Origin of the sequence: Paenibacillus tundrae (assembly GCF_030812775.1) — a bacterium.
In the GTDB taxonomy this organism is placed as follows: domain Bacteria; phylum Bacillota; class Bacilli; order Paenibacillales; family Paenibacillaceae; genus Paenibacillus; species Paenibacillus tundrae_A.
On sequence record NZ_JAUSTI010000008.1, the window covers coordinates 320,390 to 334,669 of the forward strand.

At 45.3% G+C, this 14,280-nt stretch carries 10 protein-coding genes; 4 read left to right on the forward strand and 6 right to left on the reverse strand.

What is annotated here, in order from left to right:
• Window positions 1-207: 207 nt before the first annotated feature.
• Together J2T19_RS16580 and J2T19_RS16585 are read right to left on the reverse strand one after the other, a co-directional pair.
• Window positions 208-1,305, reverse strand: a complete 1,098-nt coding sequence (locus J2T19_RS16580) for a threonine aldolase family protein (RefSeq protein ID WP_307217619.1) — start codon at window positions 1,303-1,305, stop codon at window positions 208-210.
• Between the two features lie 23 nt (window positions 1,306-1,328).
• Window positions 1,329-2,204 carry a LysR family transcriptional regulator gene (locus J2T19_RS16585; protein ID WP_307217621.1) on the reverse strand — a complete coding sequence of 292 codons (876 nt, stop codon included), beginning with the start codon at window positions 2,202-2,204 and terminating at the stop codon, window positions 1,329-1,331.
• Between the two features lie 138 nt (window positions 2,205-2,342).
• On the opposite strand from J2T19_RS16585, the gene J2T19_RS16590 reads away from it, so the two are divergent.
• From J2T19_RS16590 to J2T19_RS16600, 3 genes are all read left to right on the forward strand, one after another.
• Complete coding sequence (locus J2T19_RS16590; protein WP_307217623.1) at window positions 2,343-3,332, forward strand: quinone oxidoreductase family protein; 990 nt, start codon at window positions 2,343-2,345, stop codon at window positions 3,330-3,332.
• Window positions 3,333-3,397: 65 nt separating this feature from the next.
• Entirely contained in the window at window positions 3,398-3,628 is a 231-nt protein-coding gene (locus J2T19_RS16595; protein WP_307217625.1) for a bacteriocin immunity protein, read from the forward strand.
• Window positions 3,629-3,650: 22 nt separating this feature from the next.
• Entirely contained in the window at window positions 3,651-4,040 is a 390-nt protein-coding gene (locus J2T19_RS16600; RefSeq protein WP_307217627.1) for a hypothetical protein, read from the forward strand.
• Window positions 4,041-4,158: 118 nt separating this feature from the next.
• Here the strand turns inward: J2T19_RS16600 and J2T19_RS16605 are convergent, their stop codons facing one another.
• Complete coding sequence (locus tag J2T19_RS16605) at window positions 4,159-8,241, reverse strand: S-layer homology domain-containing protein (protein ID WP_307217629.1); 4,083 nt, start codon at window positions 8,239-8,241, stop codon at window positions 4,159-4,161.
• 33 nt (window positions 8,242-8,274) lie between these two features.
• Window positions 8,275-10,746: an S-layer homology domain-containing protein gene (locus J2T19_RS16610; RefSeq protein WP_307217631.1), complete on the reverse strand. Its 2,472-nt coding sequence runs from the start codon at window positions 10,744-10,746 to the stop codon at window positions 8,275-8,277.
• A 320-nt stretch (window positions 10,747-11,066) separates the two neighbouring features.
• On the opposite strand from J2T19_RS16610, the gene J2T19_RS16615 reads away from it, so the two are divergent.
• Window positions 11,067-11,855, forward strand: coding sequence for a formate/nitrite transporter family protein (locus J2T19_RS16615; RefSeq protein WP_056695170.1), 789 nt, complete (start codon window positions 11,067-11,069; stop codon window positions 11,853-11,855).
• 256 nt (window positions 11,856-12,111) lie between these two features.
• Here J2T19_RS16615 and J2T19_RS16620 read toward each other — a convergent pair whose 3' ends face one another.
• Together J2T19_RS16620 and J2T19_RS16625 are read right to left on the reverse strand one after the other, a co-directional pair.
• Window positions 12,112-12,552: an acetyltransferase gene (locus tag J2T19_RS16620; protein WP_307217635.1), complete on the reverse strand. Its 441-nt coding sequence runs from the start codon at window positions 12,550-12,552 to the stop codon at window positions 12,112-12,114.
• 111 nt (window positions 12,553-12,663) lie between these two features.
• The gene (locus J2T19_RS16625) at window positions 12,664-14,187 is read right to left on the reverse strand and encodes a glycoside hydrolase family 30 protein (protein WP_307217637.1); all 1,524 of its coding nucleotides are present in this window, start codon (window positions 14,185-14,187) and stop codon (window positions 12,664-12,666) included.
• Window positions 14,188-14,280 lie beyond the last annotated feature (93 nt).

The following is a 14,280-nucleotide window of genomic DNA, read 5'->3' on the forward strand; positions in this document are numbered from 1 at the left end:
CAAAAAGCGGCTAAATCAGAACTTTCGCCACTGATTAGCCGCTATGTGTTTAGATCAACGCATACTAGAAAGTAGTTTTCATAGGCAGTATGAAGATGTGTATAAGCACACAAAAACACCCTATCCAGCATGTGGACAAGGCGGCTAACATCATTTTATTGTTTTCATACTATATCGTTTCGTTCTTTCAATTTTCCCTCACACTTTTTATCTCACCTGCTTCTGCATCTCTTCGTTCAACCATGTCAGAGCTGCTCGCAGCTTATCCTGTGGTATGTGCTCATAACGATCACCCATAGAGAGTTCGAACGCACAGCTGTTTCCACTTGTTTTGTTCAAATACGACGTAATGCCTATCCCGTAATGCTGCGTCATATGTACAAGCAGAGGTTCTACCTCCGAAGTTGCAAGTGCAATGTGAACATGAAACATATTTGATACCGGAACTTCAAGTAGTGTACGTATGCCATGACATGCGTTCAATAAGGCAGCCAGCTCTTTAGCCTGCTCGTAATATAGCTGCATTTTGCCAATCCGTTCATTGTAGTAGTATTGTGAGCTTAGAATATATGGATATAGGCCGATTAGATCTCCACCGTGACGTCGTTTCCACACCTTGGACTCCTCCATCACATCCGTATCCCCAGCAAGGATCGCCCCCGCGATGCCACCAACCCCCTTATAAAAGGATATGTATACACTATCAAACAGACTGCATATCTCAGCAGGTGTCTTCTGATAATAAGGTGTAATCTCAAACAGACGCGCTCCATCGAGATGTAGCTTAATTCCACGTTCACGACAATACGCTGAGATAGACTCCAGTTCTTCGTAACTTGGCAATTGCCCACCAATCTCCCGCTGCGGCAGCTCAAGTAAGAGGCAAGCAATCTCCTGATCCAATCTTTGTACATCTTCTAAACGAATGAGCCGATCCTTATCTGCCAGTAAAATGGTTTCTATCTGATGTAGCTCCTTCAACCCATCTTCTTCATGAATCTCCAGATGAGCCAGCGGGTGATACGCAACTCGTTTCAGCCCTTGGCGATCACACCAGATCCGCAATGCAATCTGCTGTGCCATCGTTCCACTTGGGAAAAATACAGCTGCTTCCTTACCTAGCACATCAGCCATCTGCTGTTGAAAACTATCGATGATTGCACCGTTGCCGTAGTGGTCACTCGCCAGCTCTCCATCCACATGCATGAACGCTTCTTGGAGAACTTTAATCTTTCTGCTACCATGACCGCCGATAATATAATCCGCATTCTGAAATGCTTCTGCTAACGTTAGAGATGATTCCATTCGTTATTCACTCCTTCTATTTACTAACTGCCCTTCTCGTCTGTCTTCAACAATGATAACCAGGCACGCATGGCTCCTGACAAATGCTCACTGTGGGGATAGATGAAGCCCACTTCCAGTCTACGGTAAGGCTCAGGCAATGAATAGATATGCACCTCACCTCTAGATTGCGCTTGAACCACAGTGGAACGTGGCAGAAGAGATACACCCAGCCCAGCAGAGACGCCATGTATGATATTGTCTAACGTCCCATACTCGGTAACCTGTATGGTTGGCACCCCTTGATCCCTGAGTAATGCCTCTGCCTGCTCTCGATGTGTACAGCCTACTTCAAAGAACAACATCGGTTTGCTTAACCATTCTTGGAGTTCATATGATTCCTGTGTTCTAGGCTCTGCGATCAGTACCAATTCTTCTTCGAGTACCTTCATATAGTTCAGATCGGGAATATTCTGTGGTCCATAGATGAATGCGCCATGCACCTCATGCCGAATGACCTTTTGCATGAGCTCATGGGTTCCCCCTGTCGCCAGTGCGAGTTGCACATCCGGATAGCGTGAACGATACTCTGCCAATAACGGAGTTAGCAACTTCGATGCGGCTGTCTCAATTGACCCCAGACGAAGTGAACCTACAGGTTTATCTCCTATTAATACCGCTTGCTCTGCTTCATAGATTAGACTGACGATTTTGTCTGCGTACAAGAGCAAATTCTCGCCCGCCGGTGTAAGAGACATTCCCCGATTAGAACGTCGAAATAGAGGTGCTTGTAGCTGTTCTTCGAGCTGTCTGATCCGTGTTGTCACATTGGACTGCACATAATTCAGTGCTATTGCAGCTTTGCTGATACTGCCTTCGCGGGCAACCGCCTGAAATATCTTTAAATCTCCTGCATCCATGCCCTAATCACCTGCTTATTGTCTATCATCATTTTTGATATTCACCTTCATTTTTGTTCATTTTACGTGAATCTCTCCCATCTGTACAATGAGGATCAATACGCAACCTTATACCATACACAGGGAGGAAAAACAGAGATGAAAGCTATGATCCATGCTCAGCATATCGGACGCCAAGGTCTTCAATTCTCAACAACAACAGCCCAAGCACCGGGGGAGGGCGAGGTACAAATACAATTGAAATCCGCTGGAATTAACCACCGTGATCTGTTTATTATGGCAGCACGTACCGCTCAGGACGAGCCACTCATTCTTGGATCGGATGGGGCAGGAATCATTGTCGAGATCGGAACAGGTGTGCATGGTTTATCTGTAGGGGACGCAGTTGTAATCCATCCAACCCTTCATTGGGAGCATGCTGTTGATGTGCCTACCGTACCCGATATAGTAGGTGGCCCTACCCATGGAACTCTCGCACAATATATTACGCTACCTGCTAGAAATGCCTTGCCCAAACCTTCTCATCTATCATGGGAGGAAGCAGGTGTGTTATCTCTTTCAGCCTTGACCGCGTACCGGGCCTTATTTACTCGTGGTGCGCTTCAGCCGGGCGAACATATTCTAATTCCGGGGATCGGCGGAGGTGTAGCAACGTATGCCCTGCTCATGGCTGTTGCCGCAGGTGCCAAAGTAACGGTTACTTCAAGAAGCGAGGCTAAGAGAAAACAGGCTCTTCACTTGGGTGCCTCCCAAGCATTAGATAGTCATGAAGATTGGCATCTCAAAGGCGATCTTGAACCGGTTGACATGATTTTGGATAGCATCGGACAAGCGATGTTCCCGAAATATTTTGATATAATTAGACCAGGTGGACGCATCGTCATGTACGGTGCAAGCTCAGGAGATGATCTGACGGTGCCAATCCGTTCAATCTTTTTCCCACAAGTTAGCCTGATCGGAACCTCTATGGGTAGCCGTGAAGAGTTTGTACAGATGCTGCAATGGCTGGAGGAACATGACATTCATCCAGTGATCGATCGGATCTATTCGTTACAGGATACTGTTGAAGCGTTCGAACGTATGGCTAATGGAGAGCAGTTTGGCAATCTCGCCATCCTTGTGGAGTGACAGTTGAGTTAGATAGAGCCTCATTCGTAGATGACAATAACAGAAAAATTTTTGGGGGTGCACATATGACTAATGTTGCTCGTGTAGAGCTAATCGAATGGGTTCGTAAGCTAATGAACGCGGAAGGAACAGAGGCTGAGTTAGATGATATGTTAAATGAGCTACAGCAACAGTTGCCTTATGCAGAGATCAGCAATCTCATTTACTGGGATGATCGAGACCTGTCTCCTGAGCAGATCGTAGAAGAAGCACTCGCTGCCCGCCCTATCCAGCTTCCGCCCCCGTCCCAATCTTAAGGATAAGGAGGCAACGCCTACAATGACGGATGTACCCGATAACAGTAACCATGAACGAGACGATCATAATGAACTTGGCGAGCACTCAACCCGCCCGATTCACCTTACCCAAGGGGAGATCAACGCACTGGAGAAAGCCATTATGTATCTCAAGTTTGAATGCAACGAGACCGATTCCCTCCTTTACGCTGGTAGCCCCTTACTGAACAGCGTATTGGAAAAGGCGCGTGATGCAAGTAGATTCGGAGAGTTCGCGAAAGACCTTCACTCTCGCCCTAATGAATATGCAGAGACATTCATGCGTGACAAGTTAGAACGCTCCTACGCAGAAGAATTAGCACCGCGGGAGCGATCCACAGTACAGAAGGATGAAATTCTGCGAGCATGTATGTTTCCATATCCGGTGAAATAAAAAAATCTCTATACTCGTAGTTTGAGTATAGAGATTTCTTCTTCATGTTTAGATTAAGGAGACGTTTGATTCAATTCATTAGAACGACTGGTCACTATCCCTTGTGATTGATCACAACTTAGGGATTATGATAGCCGATATACTGTATAGTTCCTTTCGGAAACTCGTTCCATTCACCTGTTAACGAGAATTGCTGTGAACCTGTATAGATGCCACCTTTGCGAACAATGGTTCCGCCAGCAGGCATAAATCTATCATGTGAATCGGGGTCACCTAATACATCCACAACTCGTCCATCCTTTTTGAGAACCAATGCAACGACATTATACTCATTCGGATTTAAAGGATTATATAATGACAGGAAATCATTAACATATCCAAAGTGAGTTTCATCCATAAAATCGTAATATGTCTCATTAACATATACCCCAGGTACATTAGCATAAATATCAAATAAATTCTTTGTAACTATTCTCTTTGTGGAGGTTTGGTTCATCCATTGATGCACTTCCAATTGATACCCTGACGCTTTGAGGGACGGGTCGCCTCCTCCTGTGTAATGCACTTGCACAACAACTTTCTCAGCTCCTGCATCCACATATTGCGAGAAGAATAGCTCTGGCGTTCCTTGAGCTGTCGAATTCACCTGAACCACTACAGCTCGGCCATCATTACCGATAATCCAGAATAATAGCGGAGATACGGTTAAGGGAATTTGAGAAGAAGTAATAATATCTGGCCCTGTAAAGGTCGAGTATGCCGTACCGCTGTAGAGTTGGAAGCTCGATTGACCAGGAAACCAATTGGACGCTGCAAAGGTCAGCGGATCTCTTACACCTGACTTGGTGCTAATCTGTATCACACCACCGTTCACCAGAGTAGCGGTACGAACATTAAAGGTGTAATCCACCGTCCCACCTTTTCCATCATTCGCAGTCACCGTTAAGGGAGCAACCGTGTTCCCTGTTCCTGGTTTCAGCGTCAGAAGACCACCATTGATACTAGCATCCACCGCTTCGTTCGAACTGTTGCTAATGGTGAATTGTAACGGATCTCCGTCGGGATCACTAAACAACTGGCTCAGGTCAAATGTACGGTCGTTCGTTACATTCGGCGTTAAGACCTGTTCGTGAATGGCACTTACAACCTCAGGTACCGTGTTAGAGCCAGCATGTTCCCCTTGTACAACCAATCCTACGAGTGCTTGTTGACTTCGCCCGCTTTGATCATGCAGCATGAATAATATCTTCGTATTCCCCTCCGCAACAGGGGTGATCTTCACCTGTAAACCGTCAGTAGATACGGTAGCTATGTTTTCATTTAGTGTTATAGCATTGACTGACAATGTATTTGCATCAAAGCCCGATAGATATGGAGCAAGATCCATATCCAGAGTAGTCCAAGGCCATGTGATGGTTTGATCTGGAATAGTAGCAATCGTTCCATCTTCGACCACCACTATGTCTATATATCCTACGGCCTCTTTTCCTTGAGGATCACTTGCAACAATTTTAATTTTCGTTGTACCAGCCTGAATTGCACGTAGAGTCAACATATTGCTCGTTACGCTTGGTTCCAGCATCGATACATCATCGGGATTGTCCAAGGATGCAACGTAGTTCAATGCTTCGCCCTCTGGATCTATGAAATAGTTAGACAAGTCAATGATCTGATCGCTTTTTCCAAGAACAACGAACTGCTTGGGTGGGCTATCTGTCAGAATGGGAGGCTGATTCGGTATGGACAACACCTCTACCTCGAATGATCCATTCACGATTCCTCCATTACCATCACTCACGGTGTATGAAACGGTGTAGGTTCCAAGTTGGAGTGCAGATAAGTTCAATACCCCCGCAATCTCTTCAACAGCAAGGCCATCTGGGTTGGAAGAGGATGCCTTATACGTTAAAGGATCACCATCTGGGTCTGTATAATGCTCATTTAAGTTTGTCCCAGGGATTACATCCCCTAGGTATACATTAACTTTTGTCGGAATTGCGCCTACAGGTTCACGGTTAATATGTGGTAGAACAACAATTCTAAGATCCACTTCTGTAACACCCGTACTGCCGTCATCGGCAACCTGCTGATCATTCACCTTAACTTTTAGTACAGTCTCTCCTACCTTTTTGGGTGTTAATTTCAGTATCGTGCCGTTCACTTCTGTACCAACGATGTCTGTGTCCATATTGGTTACACTGTACAGCAGCTCTGATTCATATTTTTCATCATCCATGAAATAAACACTAAGATCCACGTTCTTGCTGTCTGATTCCGCATGAAGTTCTTGATCTGGAATAGGTGATGCAAATGGTGATGCGTTTACGTTAACCTCAAATGTGGATCTTAATCTTTTGCCTCGACCATCATTCGATGCAATCGTAATTGTAGCCATACCGTGCTCTAATGGAATAATATTTAATTGACTTCCCGTAAGCGCAACCTTGGCAACGGACGATTTGGACGAACTAACAGTATACGATATCACATCACCATCCGGGTCGGTCACATATTCGTTAAGGTTTAATGTTGCCGCCTGCCCATTGCCCGTCAATTTGCGATTTTCGAATGGCTTGATTAGTTCAGGCGAACGATTCGCCACAACGGGAGGTGATTCACTACCACCACCACTGCTACTGCCAGTGCCTGCTCCACTTGTTCCTCCAGAAGAAGACGATGTTAGTGTTGTAGTTGTGGTTGTTCCTGTATTGCCACTTACTGCTGAAGAGGTTACTCCCGCAGCCAATGAAATATCAGACACCTTTACATTGCCAGCTACATTAATCCGGGAAGCAGGATTGTTAACTTGAAGCTGTTGGACGGTACCTGCAGCATTCAAGCTTATTGCACCCGTCCCCTCTACTTTAAGTTGCTGGATCGCAACGTTACCATTCAGTTGCAAAGGCTTCGTTGAATCCAGAACAACCGTATTGATAGCTCCTTGTAGCTCTACTTGGCTTGCCCCTTCAACAATTGTTAACAGCGGAAGAGTTGCGGTCGCTGCGATATCAATCGTGCTATTGGATTCCACACTCACCTCTTGAGCACTGGTATTGCCCGTAAGCGCAACATGCACATCGGTTTTGTTAATACCTACAGTGTTCAGAACGGAGTTATCAAATACAACCGTATTGGGATCACCACCATGAACCAACACGGACTGTTCTACTTTAATATTCTGGGCGTAAAAATCATGCTCCATCTCAGGGGCAATTGTCAGCTTGCCTTTCACTGTAAGTCCCTGCACAGAAGTGAAATCTGCCTTAATCGTCAAATCTCCATTCAATACGGCTCCGTTACCATTCAATAACAGATTATTACTGAATTCTGGTTTACCTTCGGCCGCTTCTAAGCCACCCGTTCTAATCTCCAGTTCATTAATTTCAGTAATGGTTCGTTTATAATTCATGAATTTTATTCCAGCTTGGTTCAATATCGCCTTATTGCCTTCATTCAGAAGACTAGCCACTTGCTCAGAGGCTTGATAGGTGACTCCATTAATCTGCATCTGCTTACCATGAATGGATTGGATTGTAGATAGACGTTTTTCTGGAAACATAGCCGACAACAACATTCCGACAGCTTCGCTTCGAACAAGTCCTTGTTTAACTTTAAGATCTCCTTGATACTCGCTTAGAAGATTCGCCTTCTCCGCCGTCTGAATATACGGAATCGCCCATGAACTTGCCCCTTTCCAATCCGAGGAAAGAGGCTTCTTCTGAGCCTCCTCTTTGGCAAAAGAAGTTGCTCTTACCAGAACCGTCATAAGCTCTTGTCCCGTAATCGACGCTGTAGGGTGGTAACTCCCTTTAGCATCTCCCTGTAACAGTCCAGCCTGCTTAACCGCTTGAATATACGGTGCTGACCAGCTATTCGATGGGACATCGGCAAAAGGTGCTGATGCTTGTTTATTTATCGTTAACCCAAGCGATTGAACCAATATAACCGCTAATTCTTGGCGAGTAATCCGATCGTTCGCCCGAACATCTCCATTAGGGTCACCTTTAATGATTCCCATTGATACTGCCCTACTCATTGCACTGCTCAACTTCATGTTGGTGGAATCTTGCGCAACCGTTGATACGCCGGACGCAGACATAGCCTGCGCCCCTGACTTATCATATTGTGCAGATACGGGTACAGCGTTGGAAAGTAGTAATGCGATCAAGGTGAGCTGTACAGTTCTGATTATTCTAGACATAGAGGTGCTCCTTCAAAATGTAGTCATTCCGTATTAGGGCGTAGGATTGGTGGATGTATAGTTGCCTAGACCCCCATATTGGTTAGCACCTTGTTCAACCCATTGGGTTGCATCATAGGATGTGTCTCCATGCACAACGCCGGTTGTTCGTGTAATCGATTGAGCCGGTTTCATCATGGCAGTATCCAGCGGGTTGTCCTGACCATTTTGATAGAGTTGTAAGATAAACTCTTGAGGACTCTGCTTGTCTACGTTAAAGGAAATAAAGTATTGATCATCCTCATCTAACGGAAAGAGTGTAGAATTATCGGCAATGACCAACGTTTTATTAGGTCCAATTGTTGTACCAATATCAAACGTAATCAGCTCCCTACCATCACCACGTGTAATAGAGTAACTGGATAGCTCGATTGTTTTGGATGTCGGATTATATAGTTCAATTGCTTGAGTTTCCTCATCTCCCCATATAACCTCCGAAATAAACAGTCCCTTGCCTGCATCCGGATCTGCCACATTAACCGTAAATGTAGTCTGAGTGCTTAGAAAAGTAGGGTCAGTAGCTTTCACTGTAATCGTTGCTGAACCAGCTTTATCCTTGAAATTTAACGTCAACGTATCTGCTTGCACACTCGTCTCTACTACTGACGGGTCAGAAGAAACTGCCGTATACGTGAGGGCATCTCCGTTTATATCACCAAACACACCTGTCAATTGAACCGGTTTACTCACTGTACCCAAATCAACATTCACCGTATCCAGTGTCTTTAACACATGAGGTGGGAAGTTAGGGAATGGAGGTATAATGATGGGTGGGAACGTTGGAAATGGCGGGAATGTTGGAATCGGCGGCATTGGTGGTAAGAGAACCGGCGTAACCACGTAACTGAAAGAAGCCGTTACACTACCTCCTTTGCCATCAGTAGCTTTTACCTTAACCGTTGTAGTCCCCTCTGATATAGGTAAAATCCCTAACGTTGAACCCTGGATACTTGCATTAGCGATGCCCTGATTGATCTCCGTAATTTCATAACTCAATTCATCCTCATCCGGATCGGAAAATACAGTCGTAAGATCGATCTGTTGGACAAGACTTCCCACAACCACCGTTCTATCCGTAATAGCGGCTTTGACAACAGGCGATTGATTTTCCGGAGTCGGGGGTACAACAACAGGTGGTTCCGGTTCCGGTTGCGGCTCTGGCTGCGGTTCTGGTTCTGGTTGTGGCTGCGGTTGTGGTACCGGCGTTGGTGATGGAGATGGCGCTGGCGAACCGCTTGATGAACCTGATGAACCTCCACTTGAAGTGCTCATTCCCTGATTACTGGATGGAGCACTCGCAGAAGGCGTATTACGAATGATCTGTGAGGCTACTCCGCCTTGTGGAAGCGTAACTTTGTCCGTTTTTACACTCGTAGGCAGTTGAATGATGGACTTTACATCTTTCAGCACAATTTCTTTCCACGTACCGGTTCCGAGAACAGTCACTTTGTCTGTTGTATCTACCGTCACAGCATTGATATCACAATCAATCGTGATTGAAACTACACCTGGTTTCAAAATAACCTGGGACAATGTATCGGCTTTCAAGGTAACATGATCTGCTGACACGGAAACGGTTCCTTGATAGGAGCTCCCTTTCAGATCTAAGATGATGGAATCTTTAGCCGTGCCTGCCTGGGTAACCTGAATCTCGGACACCGAAGATAGATTACGTGTGCGTGCGTCATACGTGATGACAGCGTTCTGTAATGCTGCTTGGCTTTTCTCATTCAAAATACTCTTCAATTCCTTACTAATGACGAAAGGACGTCCGTCTACGTAGGCAACATCGCCGTCTAATTTCGTTAACGAGGCTGTCCGCTCTCCCGTCTGGAATACGTCTACCAAAACTTTGGCAATATCTTGCCGTTCCACATAGGCTTTGGATTCGAACTTACCTTCACTTGACTCCAACAAGCCCAGCTTCAACGCTGTATGTACCTGTTCTTTGGCCCAACCACTCACTGTAGCTTCGTCCGAAAGCGTCTGTTCTTGGCCGCCCTTGACACCTTGTGTTTCTGTGATTCTTACCAAAATTGATGCAAGCTCTTCCCGGCGAATTGGATCATTAGCACGGAAGTTCCCGGATTTATCTCCAGTCATCCATCCTGCTTTTTGGATGGCTTCAATATAAGGCGCAGCCCAATCTGAATTTTTGACCCCAGTATTCAATGTTTCTTGAATAGTTAACTGTGATGCTTTGGCTAACAATACAGCCATCTCTCTGCGAGTCAAATGCTGGCGTGGATGGAATGACCCATCCGGATAGCCTGAAATCAATCCTTGATTAACCGCTTCCTGCACCGCTTGCAGAGAAGTGGAACGAATCTCCGTTTGATCGGTAAAAATTGACGTTGCTTGGCTCTGTGCTCCTCCTGATAAGTCTGCTGCATTAGCGAGTTGAGTACTCGACAGCACGCCCACTAAAACCGAAGTCAGCAATACTTTTTTCCAATCCTGATTCATGTACGTTTCCTCCCAAAGAAACTTCATTTTCGGCACATAGCTTATCAGGATGTTCTGAACAAATTCTGAACAGAAATGCTAACAGTAGTTCCAATTTAAAGGAGCTTCTTCAACATGATTTTCTGAAGTTTCATTTAACATTGAAGATGGATGCAGGGTTTATTTTTTTTATTAATAATGGGTCTGAAATAAATTCAAATTTAGAAAATATTCTTTTTTTGAAATAACGTGCCTCTATCTAAAAATCCGTTATAATGGTAAGAACTTGGCGAGATTGGTAAGTTTATGTATTCATACAACTTAGTCATTGGAGGACGATTATGGAAACGGAAGGTTTGCGGAATGTCGAGAGTTTAGCCTTGAAGAAACATAAGATTTTCAAACAGAGCTTGATGCGCTACATCGCACGCTCGATGCTGGCGAGTATGTTCATCGGGTTTGGGGTAATCGTTGCATTTAAGACAGGGAACTTCTTCTATATGGAACAATCCCCGTTTACATACCCAATGGCGGCAATCACGTTTGGAGCAGCCATCATTCTGATTGCCTACGGTGGTGGTGACCTATTTACAGGCAATACGTTCTATTATACGTATGCTGCACTACGCAAGAAGCTACGCTGGCTTGAAGTGGTGAAGCTATGGATTGCAAGCTACAGTGGGAATCTCATGGGTGCGGCAGTATTTGCCCTATTAATCTATCTCACCGGTTTGTTTGATTCAGCTCAAGTTAATGGCTTCCTGCTCAGTGTGGTTGAACATAAAATGGAGGCTCCCACGATGCAGCTGTTCTTCCGAGGCATTCTATGTAACTGGCTGGTATGTCTAGCGTTCTTCGTACCGATGTTTATGAAAGAGAACGGCGCCAAAATGTTCGCCATGATGCTCTTTGTTTTCTGTTTCTTCATCTCGGGATATGAACATAGCATAGCTAACATGTGTACTTTTGCGATTGCTCTGGTGCTGAATCATCCGGGGACAATTTCGTTCGGAGGCGTGCTCCACAATCTGGTTCCGGTCACACTGGGCAATCTGGTCGGCGGTGTATTCTTAATGGGCTTTATGTATTACACCGTGAACAAACCATTTTTAGATGAGGAGACACATTAACACCATGACCTAACAATGTAACACAGACATAGGTTGCTTCATCGTGTAAGCCAGGCAAATGTCCCAAGGACGTGTAAGATCGTTAAGGCATTTGAAATAATAAAAACAGCAAAAAACCATCTCAGTCACGATTTGAGATGGTTTTTAGTTTCTCGCGTTTTTGTAATATTCACTCACCCCACCCGCCCAATTCTACTCCAGAATGTCTTTACCCTCATAAACCATTTTCTCTTTCTTGGTTGATGTGTCGGCTTGTTTATGAAATCTCCAGATGCAGCAGCGGGAATGGGTTACCAGATCCATCGCGTTCGGAGCGACCGATCTGTACAAACCCCATTTTCTTATAGAATTGAGCTGCTCCAGCATTCTGTTCATTCACATCCACCTTGAGGTGATGCCCTTTGAGTTGGATGGTGTGCTCGATCAGAAGACGTCCTACGCCCTGTCCATGCTGACTTGGATCGACGAATAACATCTCAATAAAGTTGTTTTGTAAACCGATAAAGCCGACAGGTTGTTGCTCCGTATTTAGAGCTTCCCATACCTCAACTTGTCGTTGCTCCAGTATTTCACCTACCATGTCTCGATAGAACTGAATGTGATGCTCTTCCAAAAACGTATGCGTTGCTCGAACAGCGCTCTCCCAGATCCGAACCAACTGCTCATGATCTTGTTCACGATATGAAACGATAACCATCCTTGAATACACCCCAATACGACTAAACTATTGTTTGTGTATTATTGTAACATTCTCAGCATACATCCAGTACCTGAGTAATCCAATCTTAATGCAGCTTTCCACTCGCGGTTATGTCTTCCAGCGGAATGTTACGGCCGATTTCGCAGGCAAGTTGTAGTGAAATTCCGTTCCATCCACCACCACTTTGAACGAGGCATCTTCCTCCCCCGTATTAGCTGCAACCAGTACCATCGTTCCATCCGGATTGCGAAAAGCAACATTCTCAAGCTTGCCTTGCTCCTGATTGGAATCCACTCTTACCGCTCCAGGACGAACAAACTTACTGATATGCCCCAATGCATAATACTCCACATTTTTATCTACCTTTCCACTCTCTGGATCAATGGTTACGACGCCGCGGCAGTTCTTACAACCGCCATTGGTTGGTCCTCCTTGTGGATCTAATGCGATGTTCCAGAGCAACACACTTTGTGCCCAGTTTCGCGGTGCACCAATCATAAGGTTGGACATTTGCCAGCTCAGGTTTTCGGCAAAATCAGGGCTCCAGTCTCCACCACTACATTCCGTAAAATAAATGGACTTGTCCGGAAAACGATCATGCACCTCCGACATGGCAGAAGGATCACCGGTGTAACAATGAAAAGCCGAGCCATCCATATAGGTGGCAGCCTGCTTATCCCCAAGAACCTGACTGGTGTACTTTACACCTTCATCCCAATTGTGATCATACGTAATGATTCGGGTGTCTAGCTCTGCCTTTTTCAGTGCCGGACCGAGGTAATCACGTATAAAATGTGCCTGTTCTTCAGCCCCCATACTCATACTGGGATAATTCGGAGAGGTGAATCCAGGTTCATTCTGGAGTGTAATCCCGTAGATGGGCAGCCCTTTGTCTTGGTAGGCTTGAATATATCTCACAAAATATTGCGCATAGGCTTCATATACTTGCGGATCTTCATAATTCAAGTACCAGCCATGTAAGGTCTTCTCGCCATATTTCATCCATGCTGGTGCTGTCCAGGGTGTACCCATGATTTTGATATGTGGCTTCAATCGGGTCACCTGTTGCAGCATATCTACCACTTCCTGATCCTGATCAATCGAGAAATGTTCCATGGTATAATCTGTTCCTGATTCCACATCATCATAGGTGTAGCTTGCAGGGGCACCGGACGCATCTACCGAATAATCGGAAGCTCCGATGGTATGCCTGACCATATCTAGATTTAGTCCCTCAGAGGTAAACAAATCATGAAGCAACTGTTCCCGCTGTTCTTGTGGGAGTTGGTTCATGAGATGTGTGGACGATCCTGTCATGGCTGCCCCGAACCCATCCATGGTTTGATATGTTTTCTCGGGATTAATCGTGATTGTGGCTTCCAGTGGGGATAAGCTAGTTCTTTCACTTTGAACTAACGGAATCGGCTGCTGCGGGGCAAGCAAGTGTTGCTGATCTCCTGTAGTTAACCAAGCTTCCACCTCGGCATGCGTCTGTTCTGCAGGTGGAGGGACGGGTTCTTCTCTGAAGCTACGTAATACAAGCCACAGCAACAGTAATATAATGCATATGGCAAATACGATAACAAACTTCATTCGAACGCTAAGCTTGTTCCGTAGGAGCACTCTTTTCATCTTATTCACACTCCTTATCCTATCTACTCGAAATTCTTCACTCGTATTGCAGCTAGGATCGTAGATCTTATTGTAGAAAAAGCCGCGGCCCTA